At 70.2% G+C, this 26,026-nt stretch carries 18 protein-coding genes and 2 pseudogenes; 8 read left to right on the forward strand and 12 right to left on the reverse strand.

Annotation, left to right across the window (positions count from 1 at the left end; genetic code table 11):
• Window positions 1–31: 31 nt before the first annotated feature.
• The 3 genes from EBN03_RS34160 to EBN03_RS16050 all read right to left on the reverse strand — a co-directional run bounded on the left by EBN03_RS34160 (window position 32) and on the right by EBN03_RS16050 (window position 1,184).
• Window positions 32–199, reverse strand: a complete 168-nt coding sequence (locus tag EBN03_RS34160; RefSeq protein WP_158675638.1) for a hypothetical protein — start codon at window positions 197–199, stop codon at window positions 32–34.
• A 218-nt stretch (window positions 200–417) separates the two neighbouring features.
• Window positions 418–756 carry a hypothetical protein gene (locus tag EBN03_RS16045; RefSeq protein WP_122188853.1) on the reverse strand — a complete coding sequence of 113 codons (339 nt, stop codon included), beginning with the start codon at window positions 754–756 and terminating at the stop codon, window positions 418–420.
• A 2-nt stretch (window positions 757–758) separates the two neighbouring features.
• Window positions 759–1,184 (reverse strand): DUF1707 SHOCT-like domain-containing protein, encoded by a 426-nt coding sequence (locus EBN03_RS16050; protein ID WP_122188854.1) that lies wholly within the window; start codon window positions 1,182–1,184, stop codon window positions 759–761.
• A 176-nt stretch (window positions 1,185–1,360) separates the two neighbouring features.
• Here EBN03_RS16050 and EBN03_RS16055 point away from each other — a divergent pair, with 176 nt between their 5' ends.
• A complete protein-coding gene (locus tag EBN03_RS16055) occupies window positions 1,361–3,163 on the forward strand; it encodes a serine/threonine-protein kinase (RefSeq protein ID WP_158675639.1) in 1,803 nt (600 codons plus the stop codon).
• Between the two features lie 214 nt (window positions 3,164–3,377).
• A complete protein-coding gene (locus EBN03_RS16060; RefSeq protein WP_122188856.1) occupies window positions 3,378–7,757 on the forward strand; it encodes a serine/threonine-protein kinase in 4,380 nt (1,459 codons plus the stop codon).
• A gap of 107 nt (window positions 7,758–7,864) precedes the next feature.
• Here EBN03_RS16060 and EBN03_RS16065 read toward each other — a convergent pair whose 3' ends face one another.
• Both EBN03_RS16065 and EBN03_RS16070 read right to left on the reverse strand, forming a co-directional pair.
• Complete coding sequence (locus tag EBN03_RS16065; protein WP_122188857.1) at window positions 7,865–9,655, reverse strand: acetyl/propionyl/methylcrotonyl-CoA carboxylase subunit alpha; 1,791 nt, start codon at window positions 9,653–9,655, stop codon at window positions 7,865–7,867.
• A 107-nt stretch (window positions 9,656–9,762) separates the two neighbouring features.
• The gene (locus tag EBN03_RS16070) at window positions 9,763–10,698 is read right to left on the reverse strand and encodes a sulfurtransferase (RefSeq protein ID WP_122189073.1); all 936 of its coding nucleotides are present in this window, start codon (window positions 10,696–10,698) and stop codon (window positions 9,763–9,765) included.
• Window positions 10,699–10,855: 157 nt separating this feature from the next.
• On the opposite strand from EBN03_RS16070, the gene EBN03_RS16075 reads away from it, so the two are divergent.
• Window positions 10,856–11,671 (forward strand): helix-turn-helix transcriptional regulator, encoded by an 816-nt coding sequence (locus EBN03_RS16075; RefSeq protein WP_122188858.1) that lies wholly within the window; start codon window positions 10,856–10,858, stop codon window positions 11,669–11,671.
• On the opposite strand, the gene EBN03_RS16080 is transcribed toward EBN03_RS16075, so the two are convergent.
• From EBN03_RS16080 to EBN03_RS16100, 5 genes are all read right to left on the reverse strand, one after another.
• Window positions 11,558–12,250, reverse strand: a complete 693-nt coding sequence (locus EBN03_RS16080; protein ID WP_122188859.1) for a Maf family protein — start codon at window positions 12,248–12,250, stop codon at window positions 11,558–11,560. The two genes, EBN03_RS16075 and EBN03_RS16080, sit on opposite strands and share 114 nt — an antisense overlap.
• 3 nt (window positions 12,251–12,253) lie before the next feature.
• Window positions 12,254–12,568, reverse strand: a complete 315-nt coding sequence (locus EBN03_RS16085) for an acyl-CoA carboxylase subunit epsilon (RefSeq protein WP_122188860.1) — start codon at window positions 12,566–12,568, stop codon at window positions 12,254–12,256.
• Between the two features lie 228 nt (window positions 12,569–12,796).
• Window positions 12,797–14,431 (reverse strand): acyl-CoA carboxylase subunit beta, encoded by a 1,635-nt coding sequence (locus EBN03_RS16090; protein ID WP_122188861.1) that lies wholly within the window; start codon window positions 14,429–14,431, stop codon window positions 12,797–12,799.
• A 123-nt stretch (window positions 14,432–14,554) separates the two neighbouring features.
• Window positions 14,555–15,907 carry an L-lysine 6-transaminase gene (gene lat / locus EBN03_RS16095; protein WP_122188862.1) on the reverse strand — a complete coding sequence of 451 codons (1,353 nt, stop codon included), beginning with the start codon at window positions 15,905–15,907 and terminating at the stop codon, window positions 14,555–14,557.
• A 65-nt stretch (window positions 15,908–15,972) separates the two neighbouring features.
• Window positions 15,973–16,425 (reverse strand): Lrp/AsnC family transcriptional regulator, encoded by a 453-nt coding sequence (locus tag EBN03_RS16100; protein ID WP_122188863.1) that lies wholly within the window; start codon window positions 16,423–16,425, stop codon window positions 15,973–15,975.
• A 91-nt stretch (window positions 16,426–16,516) separates the two neighbouring features.
• On the opposite strand from EBN03_RS16100, the gene amaB reads away from it, so the two are divergent.
• The 4 genes and pseudogenes from amaB (at window position 16,517) to EBN03_RS16120 (ending at window position 23,799) form a co-directional block, all read left to right on the forward strand.
• Window positions 16,517–18,046, forward strand: a complete 1,530-nt coding sequence (gene amaB / locus EBN03_RS16105) for an L-piperidine-6-carboxylate dehydrogenase (RefSeq protein WP_122188864.1) — start codon at window positions 16,517–16,519, stop codon at window positions 18,044–18,046.
• Window positions 18,047–18,128: 82 nt separating this feature from the next.
• A pseudogene (locus tag EBN03_RS35995) lies at window positions 18,129–19,955 on the forward strand (DEAD/DEAH box helicase); the annotation flags it as partial.
• 363 nt (window positions 19,956–20,318) lie between these two features.
• A pseudogene (locus tag EBN03_RS36000) lies at window positions 20,319–23,015 on the forward strand (Lhr family ATP-dependent helicase); the annotation flags it as partial.
• 31 nt (window positions 23,016–23,046) lie between these two features.
• Window positions 23,047–23,799: a DNA-formamidopyrimidine glycosylase family protein gene (locus EBN03_RS16120; protein WP_122189074.1), complete on the forward strand. Its 753-nt coding sequence runs from the start codon at window positions 23,047–23,049 to the stop codon at window positions 23,797–23,799.
• 14 nt (window positions 23,800–23,813) lie between these two features.
• Here the strand turns inward: EBN03_RS16120 and EBN03_RS16125 are convergent, their stop codons facing one another.
• Together EBN03_RS16125 and EBN03_RS16130 are read right to left on the reverse strand one after the other, a co-directional pair.
• Entirely contained in the window at window positions 23,814–24,596 is a 783-nt protein-coding gene (locus tag EBN03_RS16125) for a hypothetical protein (RefSeq protein ID WP_147471606.1), read from the reverse strand.
• On the reverse strand, window positions 24,593–24,892 hold the full coding sequence (locus EBN03_RS16130) for a PadR family transcriptional regulator (protein ID WP_122188866.1): 300 nt from the start codon (window positions 24,890–24,892) through the stop codon (window positions 24,593–24,595). The genes EBN03_RS16125 and EBN03_RS16130 overlap by 4 nt, the downstream gene beginning before the upstream one ends.
• A 125-nt stretch (window positions 24,893–25,017) precedes the next feature.
• Between EBN03_RS16130 and EBN03_RS16135 the strand changes: the two genes are divergently transcribed.
• On the forward strand, window positions 25,018–26,016 hold the full coding sequence (locus tag EBN03_RS16135) for a hypothetical protein (RefSeq protein WP_122188867.1): 999 nt from the start codon (window positions 25,018–25,020) through the stop codon (window positions 26,014–26,016).
• Window positions 26,017–26,026: the final 10 nt, after the last annotated feature.

A 26,026-nucleotide genomic window follows, 5' to 3' on the forward strand; every position in this document is an offset into this window, starting at 1 on the left:
GCCGATCCGGTACGTCGGCTGACCGGCGCGGTCAGCCGATCAGCTCGTAGCCGTCCGCCGGATTACCGTCCGCGTCGGCGCGATCGCATTCGGCGGCGAACTCCGCCTCGGTGATCGTCGGCCGCGGTTCGGTGACCGGCCGGTGGTGAAAGGTCGCGGCAGCCGCTCGTTCGGCGACATGCCTGCTCCACTCGAACATGATGAAACCCCCTGGTTCGGACCGTCGTGGCCGATCGATTGCCCAGGTACCTCGGACCGCGGCCGCGGGTGCGGCCTACAGCCCGGTCACGCTCCGGGCGTCGAAATATGAACGCGTAGAACGGATTCCGAATACCACATGCGAACCTCCCCTGTATCGATGTGACACTTCGAGCCTAGACGGCGCGCATCGAGAGGGAAAACGAATTTCCTTGGGGCTCAGACGGGTTGCAGGCCGAGCGCGCCGACGACGAAGCGCTGCACCGCCGCCAGACCGGCATCCAGCGCAGGTGCGTGCCCCACCCGGCACCACCCCGAGATATCCGCTGTGCGATCGGATTTCGGCGTCACCACGATCTCCGCGACCAGTTCGGCCGTCGTCGGCACGCACACCGCCCACGAATAACGGGACTCCTCCGCCCATTCCCGGTTGCGCCGTTCGACATAGGACGGATCGACGATCCCACCGTCGGCGAGCGCCGGCCGGTCGTCGATGCGCTCATCGGCCCGCAACGCCCGCAGATACCAGCCGCCGGCGTTGATCTCGATCGGTTCCATCTCTAGCGTCCCAGCTCCCTGCGCCGCTGCCGGCGCTCACGACGTCGTTCCCGCGGGCCCCGCCCGCTCAGCACACCGACCACCGGCCCCGCCACCGCGAACATCAGATACCACTCCCAGTACCCGGTCCAGCTCGCCAACCCCACCGCGGCCACCGTCACCACCGCCATGACCGGGCCGGCCAACCGCGGACCGGGCGCCTGCGACGCCGGACCCGCCGGCTCGACCGCGGCGGCCGTGACGGTCGGCTCCGGCAGATCGGCGAAGATCGGCGCCAGATCGCCGCGCGTGACCGCGGCCGCCACCGCGGCACTGCGTTCATCGAATTCGGCGACCGACAACCGGCCGGCCGAGAAGTGATCCGACAAGCGCGCCATGGCCTGCTCGCGCTCCGCGGTCCCGATGCGGATGTCGGGGGTGTCAGGCATGGGTTCGAGGGTAGCGCGCCCGGCTGGCACACCGGCCCGGGCCGGTACAGGTTGTCGTCCACACCACACCCCGTCGCCGACCCCGGCCGACGGTGTCGGAACGGGCCCGTTCGCCGGTATCTTCGGAACCGCACCGCCGGGCCTCGGCCACGGGGTGGAAGCACAGGAGGATGTGGATGGACCTCGCCGAATTCGCCGGCTACCGGCTCGAGGAGCTGGTCGGGCGCGGCGGTATGGGCGAGGTCTGGCGGGCCCGCACCCCGGACGGGCGGACGGTCGCGGTGAAGATCCTCGCCTCGACCCTGTCCGGTGACCCGGAGTACCGGCAGCGGTTCGAGCGGGAGGCCCGGCTCGGCATGCGGCTGCGCGACCCGCACCTGGTTCCCATCCACGACTTCGGCGAGCACGACGGCAGTCTGTTCCTGGTCATGGATTTCGTCGAGGGCACCGACCTGGCGCAGCGGTTGCGCGGCGGACCGCTCGAACCGGCGGCCGCGGTCGCGGTGCTCACCCAGCTGGCGGCGGCGCTGGACGTGGTGCACGCGGCGGATCTGGTCCACCGCGACGTCAAGCCGGCCAACGTACTGCTCGACCGGGCCGGATCGGCCTACCTCATCGACTTCGGTATCGCGCGTGCCGGCGACACCACTTCCTTGACGGCCACCAATATGGCCGTCGGCACGTGGGCCTACATGGCGCCCGAGCGGTTCACGGGCACCGTCGACGCGCGCGCCGACATCTACGCCCTGGGCTGCGTGCTCTACGAATGCCTGACCGGGTCCCGCCCGTACGGCAACGGCGATCCGGCCCAGCAGATGCACGGCCACCTGATGTCCGCGCCGACACCGGCATCGGCGGTGAATTCCGCTGTCCCGCTTGCCGTCGACGCCGCCCTGGCGTCGGCGCTGGCCAAGGATCCCGCTGACCGGCCGCCGACCGCGGGGGCGTTCGCGACCGCCGTACGTCAGGCGTTCGACGGTGAACCTGTTGTGTGGCACCAGGTTCCTCCGACAACCGGGCGCGAGTCCAGCAGTAGGCAATCTGATGTGCGGCAACAGGTCCCGTCGGCTGCTGCCGGTACAGGCGGGACTGAGGTGCGGCAGGACTTCAACGGCGCACAACCCGGTGCGAGGCAACAGGTTCCGCTGGCCACCGGGGCAGGTACGGTGTGGCCGGCCGGCCCGGCGCCGACAGCGCAGCTACCGCCGACTGCACTCGATCACAGTGGTGGTCAACGTCTTTCGAACGGTGGCCCGTTTCCGGGCGGAGCCGGACCGGCACCCACCCGCGCGTTCGCCGCCGACAGCGCCGGATGGCCGGTCGAGGCACCATATGCCGGCGGCTATCCGGCGGCCTATGCCACTGCGCCCCGGGCCGATTCGCGGCGTGGGCGGCTACTGGTCCCGCTCACGGCAATCGCCGCAGTCGTGGTGCTGATCGTGATCGGGATCGCCACCCTGTCCCGCCACGCCCGGACCACCGACACCGCCGGGAAACCGGCCGGGACGACGACGCGCGTGGTGGCCGGGCAACCGCCGACCACCGGACGCGCCGCGCCGCCACCGAAACCGGGCAGTGCGATCCAGGCGCCCGGGCTGCACACGCCGGTGCGCAGCGGTGGGCTCGAATTCACGGTCACCGCAGTCGAATCGAATGTGCCCACCATCGGCCGCGCCAAGGCCAAGGGCGGTTTCGTGGTCGTCACCGTGAATGTCACCGACGTCGACGACATCGCCGCGAACTTCTTCACCGGCCTGCAGCAGCTGATCGACTCCGGCGGCCGCGTCGTCGACGAGGACATCAAGGGCGAGAACGCCTACCGGACCGCGCATTCGGCCACCGATCGCATGTTCGGGATCGATCCCGGCCAGACGGTCACCGCCCATCTGGTCTTCGACCTGCCGGCCGGGGCCGCCCCTGGTTATCTGCAGCTGCGCGACGGTCCCGTCCATCCCGCGGTCATGGTCGCATTGAACTGACGTCGGCCGGGCCCGCTGAACAGGCACGACACCGCGTTCCGGCGTGTCGGCGCCGGTGCGCCATTGTCCGAAGGTCCAGCTCGTCGGCCTTTCGGATTAGGGTCTTGGGCATGTTCCAGCGCTGCGTTCTCGCACGGCGCCGCGATACCCGGATACCGGGACCGGCCGTGCACCTCCTCGCTCCGTCCGGCCCGGCAGCGGAGGAACAGTAACGATGGCAGAAGAATTCGGCCCCTACCAGCTGGAACGGCAGATCGGCCGCGGCGCGACCGGCGAGGTGTGGCTGGCGCACGACACCGCGCACGACCGGCGGCTGGCGGTCAAGATCCTGTCCGCGTCCGCGGCCGTCGACCGCGACTACCGGCGCCGCTTCGAGCGCGAGGCCCAGATCGGTTCGAGGCTCGACAGCCCCCACCTGGTGCCGATCTACGACTTCGGCGAGATCGACGGCCGGCTGTTCCTGGCCATGGCCCACATTCCCGGCATCGATCTGGCCGCCCGGCTGCGCGGCGCGGCGCTCGGTGTCCAGGAGTCCGCGGACCTGATCGCCCAGATCGCGACAGCCCTCGACCCGGTGCATGCGGCGGGGCTGATCCACCGGGATGTCAAGCCCGCCAACATCATCGTGCACGCCAGCGGGTACGCGTACCTGATCGACTTCGGCATCGCCCGGGTCCCGGATCAGGCCAATATCACCGCGACCGGATTCACTGTCGGCACCGCCGCCTACATGGCCCCGGAACGTTTCGCCGGCGAAGCCGACCCCCGCTCCGACATCTACGCCCTGACCTGCGTCCTCTACGAATGCCTCACCGCCGAAAGGCCGTTCGGCGAGGGCGGCCCCGGCCGTCAGCTGCGCGCCCACCTGCACACCCCGCCGCCTCGCCCCAGCGAACACGACCCCGCGATCCCCACCGCCCTCGACGACGTGATCGCCCGCGGCATGGCCAAGGACCCCGACGACCGCTACCCCGACGGCGCCGCCCTCGCCGCCGCCGCCTGCGCCGCCGTCGGCCTCCCCGGCCCCCTCGACCGCGTCGCCCCCGACCTCCACCGCAGCGCCCGGCCGATCACGCCCCGCCCCGCGAGCCCGACGCCCCCACCGGCACGCACCCCGGCCCCCTCCGCCCGGGCCGCCAAACCCGCTGCACCCCAAGTCCCGTCGGCCCCCCAGCCGAATTCCCCCGACCACCCCGCCAACCCGGCCGGTCCTTCGTTCAACCCCACCCCACCCCCACCCGCCACCCGACCGGTGCGCCCCGCACCCGCCGCCGGTCTCACCCCGCCACCGGCACCACCCCGCCCCGCCACCGGGCCCACCCCACCACCGGCCCCACCGACCCGCAAACCTGTCCCCGGCAGCGCCTTCGTCGGACCCATGCCCCCACCCCCACCGGCAGCTTCTCGACCCACCGCGGCCACGCCGCCACCGGCACGCAAACCAGCTGCGGGCGGACCCACTCCACCACCCCGACCGGCTGGTCCCCTGCCCGCGGCCGGCTCGGCCACGCCGCCGCCAGCACCAGCCCGCAAACCTGCCCCCGGCGCCGCCTTCGTCGGGCCCACTCCGCCACCCTCACCGGCGGCTTCTCGACCTGCCGCCAGCTCGACCACGCCACCAGCACAAGCTCGCAAGCCTGCCCCTGGCAGCGCCTTCGTCGGACCCACCCCGCCACCCCAACCGGCAGCTTCTGGACCCGCCGCCGACCCGACCGCGCCGCCACCGGCACGCAAACCAGTTGCGGGCGGACCTACTCCGCCACCCCCACCGGCAGCTTCTCGGCGCGCCGCCGGCTCGACCACGCCACCACCCAGCAGGTCTGCGCCTGGCAGCGCCTTCGTCGGGCCCACTCTGCCGCCTCAACCGGCAGCTTCTCGACCCGCCGCCGACCCGACCGCGCCGCCACCCGCACGCAAACCAGCTGCGGGCGGACCCACTCCACCACCCCCACCAGCTGGTTCTCGGCCAGCCGCTGGCGCGACCACGCCGCCGCCAGCACCAGCCCGCAAACCTGCCCCCGGCAGCGCCTTCGTCGGGCCCACTCCGCCGCCTCAACCGGCAGCTTCTCGACCCACCGCCGACCCGACCGCGCCGCCACCCGCACGCAAACCAGCTGCGGGCGGACACACCCCGCCGCCCCCACCGGCTGGTTCCCGGCCCGGCGCCGGTCCGAACCCGCCGCCACCGGCCCGCAAGCCGGCTGCGGGCGACGCCACTACGCCACCGCCCTCACCCACGCGGCCCACTGCGGACCCCACCTCACGACCGGGTCGTGGTCCGGTGCCTGCCGCCAACTTCACTCCGCCGCCACCCCCGCCACCTCGCCGGGCACCGGCGACCCCGCCGCGCCCCGAGTCTCAGCGTCCGGCAGCGCAATTCGACGAAACAACCGTCTCGGTGTCCGGTATACCGTCCGCACCCGGCGTCGACCGGCGACCCGCGCCGCCGAAGGCGACCACACCGGTACCCCCGGTCGCGCCCGGTCCACCGGCAGCACGCACCGCGACCCCGGTCACGACCGGCGCGAACCGGTCTGGGGTGTCGGCGCCGACCACGAAGGCCGGCTCGGCCGCCGAGGATGCCCCCGCCGACGGCGAAACCTCGGTCCTCCCGGCTGCCATCGGCACCGCAGCGGAAACACCTGCCGCCGAGGCACTCTCGGCCCCGGCGACGACCGGCAACACCGAGCCGAACAGCGGCACCGAGGGCAAGCCCGCAGCTCCGGACGCCAGCGGCACCGAACCCGAGGCCGAGTCCAGCACCGCCACAACGCCGCCGGCGGCCGCGGACCTGGTCGTTGACGAGAGCAGTGCCGAAACCGAAGGCACCGAACCGGGCTCCCCGGAAGCCTCGGACCAATCCGAGGCGGAACAGACCGACGCCGCGGACGACGAATCTGCCGAGGCGGCATCCACCCCCGACGACGCCGACACCTCCACCGTGGGCAGCGCCGAATCAGCGCTCCCCGCAGCAGAGCAGCCCGTGGACGACACCGTGCCCGCCTCCAACCGTGAAGCACGGGACTCGGACGCAACCGCCAGTTCGGCCGAATCACAAAGCCCTGCAGCACAATCCACCGAAGTGGCCACCCCCGGATCCGAACCGGCCACGTCTGCGTCTACGGAGTCGCCTGCGTCCGCGGACGCAGACCGCGACACAGACACAGACCGCGACACAGACACAGACCGCGACACAGACACCGACCGCGACGCAGACGCAGACGCAGACGCAGACGCAGACGCAGACGCAGACGCAGACGCAGACGCAGACGCAGACGAGGATGCCGTCTACTCGGATGATCAGCCAACGGCCGCAGAGAGCCACGACGCCGCGGCTGCAGGAAGCTCGAGCGCACAGGCCGAAGCTGAACCGAACGAGGCAGCCCCGGCGGATGCGGCGGCTGTCTACGCGGACTCCACCGACGCGGCACCAACCGGGACAGAATCCGCCGCCACGCCGTCAGCCGAGACAGCCGCGCCGGACGACTGGTCACCGGAAGACGAGACGGGCAGCGCCACAGCCTCATCCGATTCCGCTGCGAACACCGCCGATGCCGACCAAGTGCCGGGGTCCGGCGACGAAGCTGCCGAGGCATCCGCAGTGGACGACACTTCGACCGGAGCCGAGAACCCCAGCGCCGCAACCTCTGCGGGCCCGCCTGCGGCGAATATCGAAGGCGCCCAGTCCGAGGAATCGTCCGCGCCGGCCACGGCTGCCGACGTGGAACCAGCCGTCCGGGCAGCGACCGTCACAGCCGACGAAACAACCGGCGACGGCGAGTCGAGTGAACCCGAGACGCCCAGCGCCACAAGTCCTCCGACTACAGCCGCAGCGAATATCGAAGGCGCACAGGCTGAAGCGTCAGCCACAGCGTCGGCACCCGTCCAGGACCCGCCATCGGACACAGCCGACGACGGCAAGCCGAGCGCGACCGAGAAGCCCAGTGCCGCAGCACCGCCCGCGCGCGCCGGCGGCATCTCGGCCGCACCCGAGGAGACCGTCGTACTCCGGCGGCCCACGCCGCCCGCGGCGACTCCCGCGGCGGCGCAGGCGGATTCGGCCTCGAACGAAACCGTGGTGATCCCGCGGCCGAAACAGGCAGCCTCGAAGCCCCCGGCGGCCACCGAGCCTGCGGCGCCCAAGCCCTCCGACCCGGAACCGACCACCGTCGTGGTCCCGCACCCTGCACGCAAAACCACACCGCCACAACCGATTACCGGTAGGTCACCGGCCGCGAACCCACCGCCCAGCGAGGACCCCACCGAGATCGTCCGGCTGCCCGGCACCACCGACACCGACCCGGAACCCAAATCCCGGGCCTGGCAGATCACCGCGGCCGTGATCGGTGTCCTCGCCGTACTCACCGGTGTCGGGGCGACCCTCGCCCTGTTCGCCGGATGCGACGGTCCACGCTCGTCGACCACGGTCACGACGCCTCCGGCGATCGTGACCACGACCGCCGCGGTACCGACCACCGCGGTGCCGACCACCGCTGTCCCGGAGACGACCAGCCGCGGCCCGCACCTGCCGTTCACCGTGCCCACTCTGCCTCGGCCGCACCACAACAACCACAACGACCAGAACGGCGGCTGACCCGTAGCGCGGTGACCGCCGCATGCCGGATCGGCCGCGCGGGGTACAGACAGCACGACGGCCCGCTCCCGGAAGGGAGCGGGCCGTCGAAGTCCCCGGTGGGACTACTACTTGATCTCGGCCAGGACGGTGCCCTGGGTGATCGCGGCGCCGGCCTCGACCGCCAGACCGGTGACCACACCGGACTTGTGGGCGTTGACCGGGTTCTCCATCTTCATGGCCTCGAGCACCGCGATCAGGTCACCGGCCTCGACCGACTGCCCCTCTTCGACGGCGACCTTGACGACGGTGCCCTGCATGGGCGCGGTCACGGCGTCACCGGACGCGGCACCGCCACCGGCGCCACCACGCTTGCGCGGCTTCGGCTTCTTGCGGATCACACCGTTGCCACCGGCCGCGGGCGCACCGACCGAGAACTGGCCCGGCAGCGACACCTCGACGCGCCGGCCACCGACCTCGACGACCACGGTCTGACGCGGCTCTTCCTCGTCGGCCTCGATCGGCTGACCACCGGTGTAGGGCTCGATCGGGTTGACCCAGTCGTTCTCGATCCACTTGGTGTAGACCTCGAACTTCTCGCCGTCGCCGACGAACGCCGGGTTCTCGACGATGTGCCGGTGGAACGGCAGCACGGTGGCCAGACCCTCGATCTGGAACTCGGCGAGCGCGCGCCGCGACCGCTCCAGCGCCTGCTGCCGGTTCTCACCGGTGACGATCAGCTTGGCCAGCATGGAGTCGAACTGCCCGCCGATGACGCTGCCGGCGACCACACCGGAGTCGACGCGCACACCCGGGCCGGTCGGCTCGGAGTAGACCACGACCGGGCCGGGGGCGGGCAGGAAGCCGCGGCCCGCGTCCTCACCGTTGATCCGGAACTCGAAGGAGTGGCCGCGCGGGGTCGGGTCCTCGGTGATCTCCAGCGCCTCGCCGTTGGCGATGCGGAACTGCTGGCGCACCAGGTCGATTCCCGCGGTCTCCTCGGTGACCGGGTGCTCGACCTGCAGCCGGGTGTTGACCTCGAGGAAGGACACCGTCTCGCCCTGTACCAGGTACTCGACCGTGCCGGCACCGTAGTAGCCGGCCTCGCGGCAGATGCGCTTGGCGGAGGAGTGGATCTTGGCGCGGACCTCGTCGGACAGGAAAGGCGCGGGCGCCTCCTCGACGAGCTTCTGGAAGCGGCGCTGCAGCGAGCAGTCGCGGGTACCGACGACGATCACGTTGCCGTGGGTGTCGGCGAGGACCTGCGCCTCGACGTGGCGGGCCTTGTCCAGGTACTGCTCCACGAAGCACTCACCACGACCGAACGCGGCGACGGCCTCACGGGTGGCGGACTCGAACAGCTCGGGGATCTCTTCGATCGAGTGCGCGACCTTCATGCCGCGGCCACCGCCACCGAAGGCGGCCTTGATGGCCACCGGCACACCGTAGGTCTTGGCGAACTCGACGACCTCGGCGGCGTTCTTGACCGGGTCCTTGGTGCCGGCCGCCATCGGGGCCTCGGCGCGCTGCGCGATGTGGCGCGCGGTCACCTTGTCGCCCAGGTCGCGGATGGACTGCGGGGAGGGGCCGATCCAGATCAGGCCGGCGTCGAGCACGGCCTGCGCGAAATCGGCGTTCTCGGAGAGGAATCCGTAGCCGGGGTGGATGGCGTCGGCGCCGGACTTCTTGGCGGCGTCGAGAATCTTGTCGAAGACGAGGTAGGACTCGGCCGAGGTCTGGCCCCCGAGCGCGAACGCCTCGTCGGCGAGCTTGACGAAGGGCGCATCGGCATCGGGCTCCGCGTACACGGCGACACTGCCGATGCCGGCGTCGCGCGCGGCCCGGATGACGCGAACTGCGATCTCGCCGCGGTTAGCGATCAGGACCTTGGTGATCTGCGCGCTGGCATGGCTGGGCACTGAGCCTCCTGTGCTCTAGACAACTACATCTCGGGCGAGTTTAGGCATGGTGCCTGAGGCCGCCGAAGGGGGATGGGGCTACTGCACAGTAGCGTCCAGGCGGTGATCTACGCGACAGAGTCCGTTGCGGAGGGGGTCGCAGCGGTCGATGTCGGTGCTGAACCGGGCTCTGCGCCGACCGCGATCGGGGTTCGCACGGCGTTTGCCCATTCGGTCCAGGATCCGTCGTAGGTCCGGACGTCGGCGAGCCCGAGCAGTTCGGTCAACACGAACCAGGTGTGCGCGGCGTGCTCACCGACGCGGCAGTAGGTGACGACCCGGTCGGGGTTGCCGGCCAGCGCGGGGGCGTAGATCTGCGCGAGTTCGGCGCGGGTGCGGAAGCGGCCGTCGGCGGCGAGCGCGGCGGTCCAGGGCACGTTGGCCGCGGTGGGGATGTGCCCGGCGCGCAGCGTCTGTTCCTCGGGCCGGTCGACGATGCGGGTGACTTCGCCGGTGTATTCGCCGGAGCTGCGGACGTCGACGAGGGCGACCGTGCCGAGTTCGCCGCGCAGTTCGTGGATCAGGACGCGACCGGTGTGGTCGGCCCGTTCGACGACGGGATAGTCGCCGTAGGCGACCAGCGGCACCTCGAAGGTGGTGTCGCGTTCCTCGGAAATCCACGCCTCGCGCCCGCCGTCGAGCAGCCGCACGTCGGCGTGCCCGAAGAGACGGAACAACCAGACGACGGCGGCGGCGGTGCCGTTGAGTTTGTCGCCGTAGCAGACCACCGTGTCGTCGCGCCCGATACCTTTAGTGCGCATCAATTCGGCAAATCCTGACCCGTCGATCCAGTCGTGGGTCGTTCGATCGGTAAGCTCGGCTCGCCAGTCGATCTTGATGGCTCCCGGGACGTGCCCGACGTCGTAGAGGAAGGTGTCCTCGTCCGCCTCGACGATCTTCACACCGGGTGCACCGATGTTTGCCGACAGCCATTCAGTGGTTACCACTCGGGAGGCGTCCGCTACCGGACCGAGGGTTGAGTGAGTATCCGCAGAGACGGGCACTGGTTTGTCCTTCACGCGTGGTCGGCGATGGTGTTCGGTTCCGTTCCGATCGTAGGCGCGCGGCGTTACAGCAAGTGGATCCACATTACGAATCGGGTGAAGAAGCGAATAAGTCGCAGCCACATCCGATAAAGTCTCCCGGAAGGAGGGGTGAGCCTTGTCCGATTCCTGGCCACGACGGCGGCTGCTTGCGATCCTGCGCGGCGCCAGCGAGCCTCTCGATGCCCAAGAACTGGCCAAAGTTACCGGCCAGCATGTCACGACGGTTCGCTTCCACCTGGACGTTCTCACCCGTGAGTCCCTGGTTCGGCAGTTCCAGCAACCACCCCGCGGCCGGGGCCGCCCCCGCATCGGCTATACAGCCGTACAGCGATCGGTCGGCTATCAGGATCTGGCGCAGGTTCTCGCCGACCAACTCGGCAGCGATCCCCGCCGGCGCTCGGACGCCTCGATCGCGGCGGGTCGCGCCTGGGGTTCGAAGCTCGAGGCACTGGAAGAACCCATCGACACGCTGGGCGCGGCCAAAGACGTCACAATGACGATGATGTCCGAATTGGGCTTCGCACCCGAGCGCGAGCCGTCCACCGAGACCGCCGACCAGGTGATGATCCGGCTGACCGCCTGCCCGCTGCGCGACCTGGCCCGCACGCACTCCGAAGTGGTGTGCGGTGTGCATCTGGGTCTGTTGCGCGAAATTCTCGACCGCAACGGTGCCCGCGACTCCGTCACGGTACGGCTGCACCCGTTCGTCGAACCCGAACTGTGCGTGGCCCGGCTCGAACACCTGCGCGGAATGATCGTTCCCGAGCCGTCGGAGCAGCCGGAGGTCCCCGGCGACCAGCCGCGGCTGGCACCGCCGTCAGGAATTCGCGTCGGACCTCAACTGCGCAGCACCGACCCCGTCGCCCCCGGCAGCACCGAGCCACAACTGCGGAATACCGACACCCACATCGCGCAGCAGCCGGCGCAGTAGCGGCAGGCCGATCCCGATCACGCTCGACGGGTCACCGTCGATCCGGTCGACGAACCAGCCCCCTCGGCCGTCCAGCGTGAACGCGCCCGCGACCTGCAACGGTTCGCCGGTGGCGATGTAGGCCTCGAGTTCCTCGGGTTCCGGCGACGTGAAATGCACTGTCGTCGAACTGCAATCGGATGCAGTGGCGACCACGGCACCGTCGCGCAGCCGCAACACCGAATGCCCGGTCAGCAGTTCCGCGCTCCGGCCGGCCTGCGCCGCCCAGCGGGCCCGGGCCACCTCGGGAGTCTTCGGTTTCCCTTGCAGCACACCGTCGACGAGCAGCATGGAATCGCAGCCGACGATCGTGCCGTCGAGCGCCGCGGGTGAGGCGTCCGCGACGAGGGCCGCGGCGACGTCACGTGCTTTGGCCTCCGCGAGTGCGATCACGACCTCGGCCGGGCCGGTGCCCGGCGGCAGCGCCGCGGCGACCGCGTCCTCGTCCACCTCCGACACCCGGACCGTGGGCGACAAGCCGGCGGCACGCAGGACCTGCAGCCGGGCCGGCGACGCCGAACCCAGCACGAATTCGGTCATAGGTCAGCGCAGGTGTGACAGCTGGGGATAGCTGTAGGGCACCACCGGAGACGTGCCGCGGTGCATATCGGTGGGCAGACCCCACAGGTCGAGCGGGCCCCGGGCCGGCGCCTGGCCGCCCGCGGCACTCGCGGCGGCGAACACGCTCACGATCGCGGCAATGTCCTCGTCGGTGGGCGAGCCCTTGACGATCCGGATCATCGGACCGGCCACGACATCGGTCGCCGGAGCGGTCGGCTCCGCGGCGTCGACGAGTTCGCCGACGGCCAAGTCCAACTCGGCAGCGCTCAAAATCACATCGTCAGCCACGGCTGTCACGGCGCCAACTCCTGTCCTCGTTTCCGGGTCCAGTGGCCCGGCGGCCTGTGGCGATCGGATCGCTCCGGCGCCGCAAGCGGCATTTCTCCTGACACTTACCGAGAAGTGCCTCATACAATTTTTGCCCCATTGAGGCAAAAGTGCGCGAGATGGTGCATCTTCTCACACCCGGCGCCTCATACTTGCGCATCCGGCGCCGGGTGTCCTCGTAACCGGGTTATCGCCGCGTCACAGCGGAATGTTGCCGTGCTTCTTCGGCGGCAGGGCCACCACCTTGCGCTCCAGCAGCCGCAGCGCCGAAACGATCTGGCCGCGGGTGTGCGACGGCGGGATGACCGCGTCGACGTAACCACGCTCGGCGGCCACGTACGGGTTCACCAGCGTGTCCTCGTACTCGTTCTGCAGCTCAAGGCGCAGCGCGTCGACGTCGGCACCGCTCTCGGCCGCTTCCTGCAGCTGCTTGCGGTAGACGAAGCCGACCGCGCCCGAGGCACCCATGACCGCGATCTGAGCGGTCGGCCAGGCCAGGTTGACGTCGGCGCCCATGTGCTTGGAACCCATGACGTCGTACGCGCCGCCGTAGGCCTTGCGGGTGATGACGGTGATCTTGCCGACCGTGGCCTCACCGTAGGCGTAGAGCAGCTTGGCGCCGCGGCGGATGATGCCGTTGTACTCCTGGCCGGTGCCGGGCAGGAAGCCCGGGACGTCGACCAGGGTGATGATCGGGATGTTGAACGCGTCGCAGGTGCGCACGAACCGCGCGGCCTTCTCCGAGGCGTCGATGTCGAGGCAGCCGGCGAACTGGGTGGGCTGGTTGGCCACGAACCCGACGCTGCGGCCGTCGATGCGGGCGAAGCCGACGATGATGTTCATCGCGCGCTCGGCCTGCACCTCCAGGAACTCACCGTCGTCGACCAGCGCCTCGATGACCTCGTGCATGTCGTAGGGCTGGTTCGGCGAGTCCGGGACGATGCTGTCCAGGGCGAGGTCGTCCTCGGTCAGCGCGTCCTCGATCGCACCGGGCAGCGCGGTCGAGGGGTAGCGCGGCGCCTCGGCCCGGTTGTTGCTGGGCAGGTAGCTGAGCAGGTCCTTGACGTAGTCGAGGGCGTCCTGCTCGCCGGAGGCGACATAGTGCGCCACACCGGATTTCGTCATGTGGGTGTGCGCGCCACCCAGGTCCTCCATGGTGACCTCTTCACCGGTGACCGTCTTGATGACGTCCGGGCCGGTCACGAACATCTGCGAGGTCTGGTCGACCATGACCACGAAGTCGGTCAGCGCGGGCGAGTACACGTGACCACCGGCGGCCGGGCCCATGATCAGCGAGATCTGCGGGATCACGCCAGAGGCCTGGACGTTGCGGTGGAAGATCTCGCCGTACAGGCCGAGCGAGACCACGCCCTCCTGGATGCGCGCGCCGGCGCCCTCGTTGATGCCGATCAGCGGGCGGCCGGTGGTGATGGCCAGGTCCATGACCTTGACGATCTTCTCGCCGTAGACCTCACCGAGCGACCCACCGAACACGGTGACGTCCTGGGAGAACAGGCAGACGTCACGGCCGTCGATGGTGCCGTAGCCAGTGACCACACCGTCGCCCAGCGGCCGGTTGTTCTCCAGGCCGAAGTTCACGCTACGGTGCCGCGCGAGCGCGTCGAGTTCGACGAACGAGCCCTCGTCCACCAGCGCAAGGATCCGCTCACGGGCGGTCATCTTGCCCTTGGCGTGCACCTTGTCGACCGCGGCCTCACCCATGGGGTGCTTGGCCTCGTCGAGCCGGTTGCGCAGGTCGGCCAGCTTTCCGGCGGTGGTGTGGATATCGGGGGTTCCCGCCGAACCCGGCGTGGACTGCTGGACACTCGTCATGTCCCGGAGTGTAACGAGTGCCACCACCCGGGGGAACTTCAGTAGCCACTACCCACCGGTATGCAATGCCCGGTCAGGACCGGAAAGATGCCGGTCGGTAATACTGCTCACCGCGCGCGCGAATCAGGCCGAATCGCGCAAAATACCCGGTCGAGCGACGTCCAGTACCCGCGCCATGGCCTCGACCGCCCGATCCAGTTCGTCGTCGGTGACGGTCAGCGGCGGCCGGAACCGGATGCCGCGTTCGCCGGTTCCGAGCAGCAATATTTTCTCGTTCTCGCGCAGTGCGGTGACCACCGCGTCCCGCACCGCGGGCGAGGGCAGCGTCACCGCGCACAACAGCCCGCGACCACGCGGCTCGGTGATCAGCTCCGGGAACTCGGCGGCCAGCGCGGTCAGCCGGGCCAGCAGGCCCGCACCCATCCGCGCCGCCCGCCCGGCCAGATCCTCGGACTCGATCACCTCGAGAATCCGGCGCGCCCGGACCATGTCGGCGAGGTTGCCACCCCAGGTCGAGTTGATCCGCGAGCTGACGTGGAACACATTGTCGGCGACCTCGTCGATCCGCCCGCCGGCCATCACGCCGCACACCTGTGTCTTCTTGCCGAACGCGACCAGGTCCGGGGTCAGGCCCAGCTGTTGGTAGGCCCAGTTGGTGCCGGTCGCGGCGACGCCGGTCTGCACCTCGTCGACAACGAACAGCGCGTCGAATTCCCGGCACAGCTCCTGGATGCCTTGCAGGAACCGCGGCCGCAGGTGCCGGTCGCCACCCTCGCCCTGGATCGGCTCGGCGATGAAGCAGGCGATGTCGTGCGGGTGTGCCTCGAACGCGGCGCGGGCGGCCGCGAACGCGGCGTCCTCCTCCGCGGTGAGGTCGGCGCCGGGCCGGATGTAGGGCGTGCGCAGCCGCGGCCAGTCGAACTTCGGGTAGCGATCGGTCTTCACCGGGTCGGTGTTGGTGAGCGACAAGGTATATCCCGACCGGCCGTGGAAGGCGCCGCTGAGGTGCAGTACCCGGGTGCCGAGTTCCCTACTGCGACCGTGCATCTCGTTGTGCCGACTCTTCCAGTCGAAGGCTGCCTTGAGCGCGTTCTCGACCGCGAGCGCGCCGCCGTCGACGAAGAACAGATGCGGTAGTGCCGGATCGCCCAGTACGCGCACGAAAGTGTCTACGAACCGGGCCATCTCGACGGTGTAGATGTCGGAGTTGCTGGGCTTGTTGAGTGCGGCCGTGGTCAGTTCGGACCGGAACTGCTCGTCCTGTGCCAGCGCCGGGTGGTTCATGCCCAGTGCCGACGACGCGAAGAACCCGAACATGTCCAGATAGGACGTGCCGTCGCGGGCGTCGACCAGGTATCGACCGGTCGAGGACTCGGTGTCCAGGACCAGGTCGAATCCGTCTGCGAGCAGGTGCGCGGCCAGGATCGGGTGGACCTGGCCCGGGGTGACCTGCGGCACCTCGAGTTCAACAGTCACACCCTCAGGCTAAGCAAATTTTTACGACATAGCTACGCCGACACAGTAAACATTACGAGCTTTACTCATCTGTCATAGAATGTCTGCAGGATGATGGTGCTGCGTGTTCGGACATTGGCCGTCGCCCGGATCTCTTGCAGCAGTTGCTCGAGGCCCCGCGGCGACGCCACACGGACCAGCAGCACATAGCTCTCCTCGCCGGCCACCGAATGACATTCCTCGATACCGGGAATGTGCTGCAGGCGGGCCGGCGCGTCGTCGGGCTGGGACGGATCGAGAGGGGTGATCGCGACGAACGCCGACAACGGCTGCCCCAGGGCCTCCGGGTCCACCTTCGCCGTGTACCCGCGGATCACACCGCGCGCCTCCAGGCGCCGCACCCGCGACTGCACCGCGGACACCGAAAGATTGGCTTTCTCGGCAAGATTGGACAGCGTCGCTCGGCCGTCGTCCATCAGTTCGCGGATCAACAGCCGATCGATATCATCCAGAACAGGTTTCGCCACCGCATCCGCCATGTTCCGAAAGATAACGCAGCGAACCTGACTCGTGGCACGAACCGATCGTCGTATCCCAGTTGCCGGACAGCGAATCGAAGCGGAGCACGACATGACATCCACGCTCGGCATTCCCACCACCGCAGACCTGCGCTCGCGGGCCGCCCGGGCACTGCACGCGCTCGGCGCCGATCTGCCCGAGCCCGGAAAGCTGCCGGCGCGCACCCCGATCACCGGCGGCACCCTGGCCACGCTGCAATACAGCGACCCGAGCGCCGTCGACGCGGCGATCACCGCTGCCGACAACGTCTTTCGGGAATGGCGCACCGTGCCCGCCCCGCGCCGGGCCGCCGTCGTGCGCCGCCTGGGTGAGCTCCTGGTGGAACACCAGGCCGCGCTGGCCGACCTGGTGACCTTGGAGGCGGGCAAGATCGGCGCCGAGGCCCGCGGCGAGGTGCAGGAGATGATCGACGTCTGCGAGTTCGCGGTCGGGCTCTCCCGGCAGCTGTACGGCCGGACCATCGCCTCCGAGCGGCCCGGGCACCGGCTGTCGGAGACCTGGCATCCGCTGGGCGTGGTCGGCGTCATCTCCGCGTTCAACTTCCCGGTCGCGGTGTGGGCCTGGAACACCGCGATCGCCCTGGTCTGCGGCGACACGGTGGTGTGGAAGCCGTCGGAGACCACGCCCTTGACCGCGCTGGCCTGTCATACCCTGCTGCGCCGGGCCGCCGTCGAAACCGGATTCGATCCGGGGATCCATCAGCTGGTTCAGGGTGGCGCCGATGTCGGACGGCAGCTGGTCGACGACCATCGGATCGCCCTGCTCAGCGCGACCGGTTCGACCCGGATGGGCCGCACGGTAGCGCCCCGGGTCGCGGCCCGGTTCGGCCGCTGCCTGCTGGAACTGGGCGGGAACAACGCCGCGATCGTCACCCCGTCCGCGGATCTGGAACTGACCACTCGGGCGGTGGTGTTCTCCGCGGCCGGGACCGCGGGGCAGCGGTGCACCTCGTTGCGCCGGCTGATCGTGCACGCCGATATCGCCGGGCCGCTGCTGGAACGGCTCGACCGCGCGTATCGCCAACTGCGCGTGGGTGATCCGTTCGCCGACGGCGTCCTGGTGGGCCCGCTGATCAACGGCCAGGCCTACCAGGGAATGCAGGCGGCGATCGAGCGCGCCCGTGCCGACTACGGCGAATTGCTGTGCGGCGGTGAACGAGTCGACGTCGCCGGGGACGAGTCCTACTACGTCCGCCCGGCCGTGCTGCGCATGCACGCCCAGACCGAGGTGGTGCGCGAGGAGACGTTCGCACCCCTGCTCTACGTCATGACCTACCGCGACTTCGACCTGGCGATCGAGATGCACAACGCGGTCTCCCAGGGCCTGTCCTCGTCCATCTTCACCACCGATCAACGCGAAGCCGAACGCTTCCTCGCCCCCGACGGCTCCGACTGCGGCATCGCCAACGTCAATATCGGCACGTCCGGTGCCGAGATCGGTGGCGCGTTCGGCGGCGAGAAGGACACCGGAGGCGGCCGCGAATCCGGCTCCGACTCCTGGAAGGCGTACATGCGCCGGGCCACCAATACGGTCAACTACTCGAGCGAGCTCCCGCTGGCCCAGGGCATCGTCTTCGGCTGACATCTGGGTTCCGCCACCACAGGACGCGGGTGGAACGCCGCGCGACCACATTCTGTCGGTGCCTCGGTGCACACTGAACCTCGTGCAGCAGTTCTCCCGGGCGACTCAGGAGTGGTTCGACGGTGCCTTTCCGGCGCCGACGGCCGCTCAGCTGGGCGCGTGGGCGGCGATCGCGGCCGGGGAGAACACGCTGGTCATCGCGCCGACCGGGTCGGGGAAGACGTTGTCGGCGTTTCTGTGGGCGATCGACCGGCTGGCGGTGCGGGAGGAGAAGCCGCAGCGCAGCAGTTCGGTGCTCTACATCTCGCCGCTGAAGGCGCTGGCGGTGGACGTCGAGCGCAATCTGCGGGCGCCGCTGGTCGGGGTCACACAGACGGCGATCCGGTTGGGGCTGGCGGCGCCGGAGATCACGGTGGGGGTCCGCTCGGGTGATACCACCGCGGCCGCGCGACGCACGCTGGCCCGCACTCCGCCCGACATCCTGATCACCACACCCGAGTCGCTGTATCTGATGTTGACCTCGGCGGCGCGGGAAACGCTGCGCGGCGTGCACACCGTGATCGTCGACGAGGTGCACGCGGTGGCCGGCACCAAGCGGGGTGCGCATCTGGCGTTGTCGCTGGCCCGGCTCGACGCGCTCACCGAACGCCCGGCGCAGCGCATCGGGCTGTCGGCGACCGTCCGGCCGGCCGCGGAGGTGGGCCGGTTCCTGGTCGGCTCGGCGCCCATCACGATCGTGCGGCCGCCGGCGCCGAAGACCTTCGACCTCTCGGTGCGGGTGCCGGTCGCCGACATGACCGAACCCGATGCGGGCGGCGACGACGAGGCCACCGGTTCGATCTGGCCGCATGTCGACTCCGCGATCGTGGATCTGGTTCTGGCCCAGCGTTCTTCGATCGTGTTCGCGAATTCGCGGCGGCTGGCCGAACGGCTCACCGCCCGCCTGAACGAGACCTACGCCGAGCGGATCGGCGCGGCGGTCGATCTCGACCACCCCCCGCCGGCCCAGCAGGGCACCACCGAGGCCAATCACGGTGCGCCGCAACTGTTGGCCCGTGCCCATCACGGCTCGGTCAGCAAGGAACAGCGCGCCGTCATCGAGGACGATCTCAAGAGCGGCCGGCTGCGGTGCGTGGTCGCCACCAGCAGCCTGGAGCTGGGCATCGACATGGGTGCGGTCGAGCTGGTGGTGCAGGTCGAGGCACCGCCGTCGGTGGCCAGCGGCCTGCAGCGGGTCGGCCGGGCGGGCCATCAGGTCGGCGAGATCTCGCGCGGCGTGCTGTTTCCCAAACATCGCACCGACGTCATCCACTCCGCGGTCACCGCCCAGCGCATGGTCACCGGGCAGATCGAGGAACTGAAGGTCCCCGCCCATCCGCTGGACGTGCTCGCCCAGCAGACCGTTGCGGCCTGCGCCCTCGAACCCCTGGACGTCGACGCCTGGTTCGACCTCGTCCGCGGCACCGGCAATTACGCCACTCTCCCCCGCTCGGCCTACGACGCGGTCCTCGACCTGCTCGCCGGGCGCTACCCCTCCGACGAGTTCGCCGAACTGCGCCCCCGCGTGGTGTGGGACCGCGACGCCGGGACCCTCACCGGCCGCCCCGGCGCGCAGCGGCTCGCGGTCACCTCCGGTGGCGCCATCCCGGATCGTGGCCTGTTCCCCGTCTTCATGGTCGGCGAAAAGGCTTCCCGGGTAGGCGAACTCGATGAGGAGATGGTCTACGAGTCCCGCGTCGGCGACGTGTTCGCGCTCGGCGCCACCAGCTGGCGCATCGAGGAGATCACCCACGACCGTGTCCTGGTCACCCCCGCCTTCGGCCTCGCGGGCCGGCTCCCGTTCTGGCACGGCGATTCCCTGGGCCGCCCCGCCGAATTGGGTGCTGCGCTGGGCGAATTCGTGCGCACCGCCGGGCAGGCCATCGAGAGCGCGCCCGCCGCCTACTTGGAGTCGTTGGTCGCCGCGGTACCGGCCGCGCCGGCCGCCGAGCCGCTCCGGCTGGGCGAACTCCTGGCCGCGTTGCCGGGGGACGGGCGATCGGATTCGCTTCCCGAGAGCAGTTCACCGCCCGAGAGCGCGTCCGAGTCCGCCTCCCGCACACCACGGAAGACCACCGCCGGAGACACGACCGCAGCTGGAACACCCGAGCGCGCACCGCGGAAGACGGCGGGCGGCGGTACCGCGGCGCCCGGTCGGCGGAAATCCGGTAGCAGCTCGACGCGACAAGCGACCGGGAGCACCGGAAGCGACCTCAGCGAGCTCGAACGGGTCGTCACCGCGGCCGGTCTGGACCGCTTCGCGACCGCGAATCTCGTTGCGCTGCTGAGTGAACAGCGGCAGGCGACCGGGCAGTTGCCGACCGATCGGACCCTGCTGGTCGAGCGGTTCCGCGACGAACTCGGTGACTGGCGGCTGATCCTGCATTCGCCGTACGGCATGCCGGTGCATGCGCCGTGGGCGCTGGCGGTCGGTGCGCGGCTGCGGGAGCGGTTCGGGATGGACGCGGCACCCAACGCGTCCGACGACGGAATCGTGGTGCGGCTGCCGGACACCACCGACAGTCCGCCCGGCGCCGAGCTGTTCGTGTTCGAACCGGACGAGATCGACGACATCGTCACCGAACAGGTGGGCGGGTCGGCGCTGTTCGCCTCCCGGTTCCGCGAATGTGCCGCGCGCGCACTGCTGTTGCCGCGCCGGGACCCGGGCCGGCGCACCCCGCTGTGGCAACAGCGGCAGCGGTCGGCGCAGCTGCTCGACGTCGCGCGCAAGTATCCGGAGTTCCCGATCCTGCTCGAGACGGTCCGCGAATGTCTGCGCGACGTCTACGATCTGCCCGCGCTGCGCGAGCTGCTCGGTTCGGTGGCCAAGCGCAAGGTGCGGCTGGTGGAGGTCGAGACGGCGACCCCGTCCCCGTTCGCCAACGCCATGCTCTTCGACTACGTCGAACAGTTCATGTACGAGGGCGACTCACCGCTGGCCGAACGACGTGCCGCCGCACTGTCGTTGGACTCGACCCTGCTGGCCGAACTGCTGGGCCGGGTGGAGTTGCGGGAACTGCTCGACCCGGAGGTCCTGGAGCTCACCGAGCGCGAACTGCAACGGCTCACGCCCGAACGCCAGGCCCGTGATCTCGAGGGTCTCGCCGACCTGTTCCGCCTGCTGGGTCCGCTCACCCCGCAGGAGGCCGCCGACCGCAGCACCGACGACCCGGCACCCTGGTTCGCCGAACTGGTTCGATCCCGGCGCGCTCTGGAGGTCTCCTACGCCGGACAGCAGTGGTGGGCCGGTATCGAGGACGCCGCCCGACTGCGCGACGCCCTGGGCGTCCCGCTCCCGATCGGCGTTCCGGCCGCGTTCATCGAACCGGTCGCCGACCCGCTCGGCGACCTGATCGCTCGCTACGCCCGCACGCACGGCCCGTTCACCCTCGGCGCCGTGGCGGCCCGATTCGGGCTGGGCCCGGCCGTCGCGGCCACCGCACTGCATCAGCTGAGCAGTGAAAAGCGTGTGGTGGCAGGGGAATTCACGCCCGGCGGGAGCGGCTCGGAGTGGTGTGACACCGAGGTCCTGCGCCGGCTGCGGCGCCGGTCGCTAGCGGCCGCCCGCAAGGAGGTCGAACCGGTCGCCACCACCGCGCTGGCCCGCTTCCTGCCCGTCTGGCAGCACGTCGGCAGCGGCGAACTGCACGGCGTCGACGGCGTGGCCGCGGTGGTGGAACAGCTTGCCGGCGTGCCGATTCCGGCCTCCGCGTGGGAGTCGCTGATCCTGCCGCCCCGCGTCCGCGACTACAGTCCCGCCCTGTTGGACGAGCTGCTGGCGTCCGGTGAGGTGGTGTGGTCAGGCCACGGCTCGATCACCGCCAAGGACGGCTGGATCGCCCTGCATCCGGCCGAACTGGCACCGTTCACCTTGCCGCCGCCCGACGAACTGGATCTCACCGAGATCCAGACTCAGTTGCTGATCGCCTTGGGTGCCACCGTGATTCCCGATCCGACCGGCAAGTCCACGCCGCAGGTCGCCGCCGGGTCCGGCGGCGCCTACTTCTTCCGGCAGCTCTCCGACGGGCTGCAGGGCCCGAGCGGCGGCGCCCTGCTCGACGATGCGGCGGCCGCCGCGGCACTGTGGGATCTGGTGTGGGCCGGGCACGTCGCCGGCGACACCTTCGCACCGGTCCGCGCGCTGCTGTCCGGCACCACCCGCAGCACCACCGCGCATCGCACGCCACGCCGCACGCCCCGCGGCCGGGCGTACCTGCCTCGCACGACGCTGCCCGCGCGGTCGGGCCCGCCCGCGGTGGCCGGACGCTGGTCGCTGCTGCCCGAGCGCGCGGCCGATCCCACCGTCCGCGCCCACGCCACCGCGGACACCCTGCTGGAGCGCTACGGCGTGGTCACCAAGGGCGCGGTCCAATCCGAAGGTGTGCCAGGCGGTTTCGCTCTGATGTACCGGGTGCTCACCGAGTTCGAGGACCGGGGCCGCTCCCGCCGCGGCTACTTCGTCGACACGCTCGGCGGCGCTCAGTTCTCCACCACCGACGTGGTCGACCGCCTGCGTTCCTTCGACACCGACCGGTCCGAGCGGAAGCCGGCCCAGGTGGCGCTGGCCCTGGCCGCCTGCGACCCGGCCAACCCGTACGGCGCCGCGCTGCCCTGGCCGAAGGAGGCGACCGCCGGCTCCGGTCACCGCCCGGGCCGCAAGGCGGGTGCGCTGGTCGTCCTGGTCGACGGCGAACTGACCCTCTACCTGGAGCGCGGCGGCCGCACCCTGCTCACCTTCACCGAGGATCCCGACGTCCGCGCCCTCGCCGCCGGCACCCTGGCCGGCCTGGTCCGCGATCGCCGCGTCGACTCCCTGGTCATCGACAAGGTCGACGGAGAATCGGTGCACGGCAACACCTTCGCCACGTTCCTGACCGAGGCCGGCTTCTCCGCCACCCCGAACGGATACCGGCTTCGGAGCAAACCGTGATTGCGCCGATACTCCCCAGGAGGTGCACCGGATGCCCGAAGGTGACACCGTCTATCTGACGGCGGCCAGGCTGCGGGCAGCTCTGGCCGGAAAGACCCTCACCCGCAGTGATTTCCGGGTGCCCCGGTACGCGACTCTCGACCTGGCCGGGCAACCCGTCGAGGAGGTGGGCAGCTACGGCAAGCACCTGTTCGTCCGCACTCCCGACCTCAGCATCCACACTCATCTGAAGATGGAGGGTGAGTGGCGGATCTACGAGCCCGGAAAACGCTGGGACAGACCGGGTTACCGCGCCCGCCTGGTCCTGGCCAACGACAGTGCCGAAGCGGTCGGATTCACGCTGGGCACCGTCGAGGTCCTGCGCCGCGCCGACGAACACACCGCCACCGACCACCTCGGCCCCGACCTGCTCGGCCCGAATTGGGATGCGGCCGAAGCGGTCCGGCGCCTGCTGGCGCACCCCGACCGCCCCGTCGGCCTGGCCCTGCTCGACCAGACCAATCTGGCCGGCATCGGCAACATCTACCGCAGCGAGATCTGCTTCCTGCAACGTGTCGACCCCCGCCTCCCCGTCGGCACGGTCGCCGACCTCCCCGCCCTGGTCGACCAGGCCCACAAGGTCCTGCGCGCCGCCGCCCACACCCCACCCTGGCGCCCCTACGTCTACCAACGCCACCGCCGCCCCTGCCGCCGTTGCGGAACCCCGTTGAGCCTCACCATGATCGGCGAAGGCCCCGACTCCGAACGCGCCCTGTACTTCTGCACCGGCTGCCAGGCGCGGTGATCGATATTCGCTGGTCAGCGCGACGGCGAGTCGTTCGTCAGCGCGGGTAGTTCCCAGACCGCACCGGCGAGGGTGACGGCGAGCGCGAGCAACAGGGCACCACAGATGGCGGCGGCGGCGTCGAATTCCGCGGTGGCGATCGCGAATACGATCAGCACGGCGGCCGATACCATCGTCGCGGCCGTCAGCACGGCTGTCCCGGCGATCGAGCGGCGGTGGCCTGGTGCGATCACGATCTCCGGGCCGGCGTTCGCCACGATCCGGCAGCCGTTCGCGGCCAGCGCCAACCATGCGCCCCACCAGATCCCGAGCACGCCGTAGCGGAGGACGGGTGTGGCGGTTGCGGGGACGAGACCGGAGTGGACCAGGAACACCACGCCGGCGATGAGTACGGCGGGTGGTACGAAGCCGCGCACACCACGCCGCAGCAGGACGCCGAGCGCGACGCGATCGAACCTGGGGCGCGGGGCCACCAGCAGGAGTCCGACGGCCAGTACCGCTCCGCAGACGCGCAATACGGGCAGATAGCGGCCGTCCCCGTCCTCGGTGATCAGGTTCGCGACGAACCAGCCGTCACCGGCCACGGTGATCGCCATGGCCGCGGCCCGCGCGAGGCGCCGGCTGTCGTCGCGCGCCGGCCACACAGCCGGGTGCAGCCACATGTCGACAGCACCGACGAGAACGTTCGGCCAGGAACGAAATCCACTGGCGTGGACCGATTCTCGCAGATCCTCGCCCCAACGCTCCCGCCACGGCTTCGGGTACAGGCGGATCAGCCCGGCGATCACAGCCCTCATGCGGGATTCACCCCGAGTCGACGCAGTCCGGTCGATGCGAGGTTCGCCATCGAGCGCAGTTCACGTTCGAGCAATTCCCTACCGGGCGTGGTCAATCGGACCGGCCGCTGCCGGCCGACACCGTCGAGGGTCTCGATCAGGCCCTTGGCCTCCAGCCGGGTGAGCGCCCCGTAGAGGCTTCCAGGCCCGAGGCGCTCGCCGGTGAGCTGTTCGACCGAGGCGTTGATGGCATAGCCGTGGGACGGGCCCTGGGCGAGGGCCCACAGGACCAGCAACTGAGCGTCGTTGGCGAGCATCGCCGAACCTCCTGAATTCCGGTCGATCTCATACAGTAGTACATTCTGTGTAGTACGCACAACGTACTACGCATCGCGTACTATGAATGGCGTCCGAACGGCTAGTCGACGAGAAGGTGGTTGGGATGACGGATTCGACACTCGGCCGGGGCGAGCAGCGCGACCGGACGATCCGGTTGGTGTTGCACCTGTCGCTGGCCCTCGCGGCGGGTTTCGAGACGTTCGCTTGGATCACCACGCAGGTGAAGCCGGTCCGCGCCGCGAGCCCGTGGCAGAACGACCCCTACGACGTGGTCGTGTCGTTCACCGAATTCCTGGTGCCGGCCCTGGCCTGCCTGATCGCCCTGCGAATGGTGTTGTGGCGCGGGAAGAAACAGCAGCCGCCGCATCGCACCGCGCAGCTGCTGCGTGCCGCTACCGCGAGCACCGTACTGGTGACCGCGACCATCGCGGCCGACTGGATCGCACTGGCGGTACGGGCGAACCGTCCCGCCTGGTCGCTGCCCGCCACCGCGATCCTCGCCGCCGCACTCGTCCCGCTCACCGCGGCAGCGGTGGCGAACCTCTGGATGCGGTACTCGCTGCTGCGCCGTCTGCCGGTGGAACAGATCCACGGCAGCGACTGGCTCGACGATCTGCCACCGCTGCTGGCGCTCGCGACCGGCGGCGACCGCACCACCTGGATCCGCCGCTGCACACCGATGCTCACACTGATCCGCGGCCATTTCCTCGCCACCACGGCACTCGTCGCCCTGACCGCCGCGCTGAGCCTGGCCGGCATCGAAGCCCACGGCGAGAAGTGGACCGACCCCATGCTTTTCGTGTTCGCGGTCGTCGTGGCCGCCGGCGGATTCTTCGCGGCCGCGGTCCTCGGCAACCGCTACCTGGTCATCGTGGCGCAGCCTCCGGCACCCGGGCGCGTCCGCCGGGCCTTACGGCTCGCCGTCGGGTACGGGGCCTTGTGCCTACCCGCGACCGTCGCCGTCCGCGGTGAGATCCTGCACCTCGTCGGCGACGACCACGACAACTCCCCGGCCCACTTGCTCCTGCTGATCGTCGTCAGTGCCGCCGCGACCGCCACCGCAGTTTTCACCGCCGCGCTGGCCCGCCGTCAGGCGGCATGAGCGAGCGTCG

It is taken from the genome of Nocardia stercoris (genome assembly GCF_003696265.1).
Classification (GTDB): domain Bacteria; phylum Actinomycetota; class Actinomycetes; order Mycobacteriales; family Mycobacteriaceae; genus Nocardia; species Nocardia stercoris.

What these genes read in the sequence shown, in the direction of transcription:
- EBN03_RS34160 (WP_158675638.1), bottom strand. Translation starts at nt 199, where the DNA reads ATGTTCGAGTGGAGCAGGCATGTCGCCGAACGAGCGGCTGCCGCGACC.
- EBN03_RS16045 (WP_122188853.1), bottom strand. Translation starts at nt 756, where the DNA reads ATGGAACCGATCGAGATCAACGCCGGCGGCTGGTATCTGCGGGCGTTG.
- EBN03_RS16050 (WP_122188854.1), bottom strand. Translation starts at nt 1,184, where the DNA reads ATGCCTGACACCCCCGACATCCGCATCGGGACCGCGGAGCGCGAGCAG.
- EBN03_RS16055 (WP_158675639.1), top strand. Translation starts at nt 1,361, where the DNA reads ATGGACCTCGCCGAATTCGCCGGCTACCGGCTCGAGGAGCTGGTCGGG.
- EBN03_RS16060 (WP_122188856.1), top strand. Translation starts at nt 3,378, where the DNA reads ATGGCAGAAGAATTCGGCCCCTACCAGCTGGAACGGCAGATCGGCCGC.
- EBN03_RS16080 (WP_122188859.1), bottom strand. Translation starts at nt 12,250, where the DNA reads ATGACCGAATTCGTGCTGGGTTCGGCGTCGCCGGCCCGGCTGCAGGTC.
- EBN03_RS16090 (WP_122188861.1), bottom strand. Translation starts at nt 14,431, where the DNA reads ATGACGAGTGTCCAGCAGTCCACGCCGGGTTCGGCGGGAACCCCCGAT.
- EBN03_RS16100 (WP_122188863.1), bottom strand. Translation starts at nt 16,425, where the DNA reads ATGGCGGATGCGGTGGCGAAACCTGTTCTGGATGATATCGATCGGCTG.
- amaB (WP_122188864.1), top strand. Translation starts at nt 16,517, where the DNA reads ATGACATCCACGCTCGGCATTCCCACCACCGCAGACCTGCGCTCGCGG.
- EBN03_RS16120 (WP_122189074.1), top strand. Translation starts at nt 23,047, where the DNA reads ATGCCCGAAGGTGACACCGTCTATCTGACGGCGGCCAGGCTGCGGGCA.
- EBN03_RS16125 (WP_147471606.1), bottom strand. Translation starts at nt 24,596, where the DNA reads ATGAGGGCTGTGATCGCCGGGCTGATCCGCCTGTACCCGAAGCCGTGG.
- EBN03_RS16130 (WP_122188866.1), bottom strand. Translation starts at nt 24,892, where the DNA reads ATGCTCGCCAACGACGCTCAGTTGCTGGTCCTGTGGGCCCTCGCCCAG.
- EBN03_RS16135 (WP_122188867.1), top strand. Translation starts at nt 25,018, where the DNA reads ATGACGGATTCGACACTCGGCCGGGGCGAGCAGCGCGACCGGACGATC.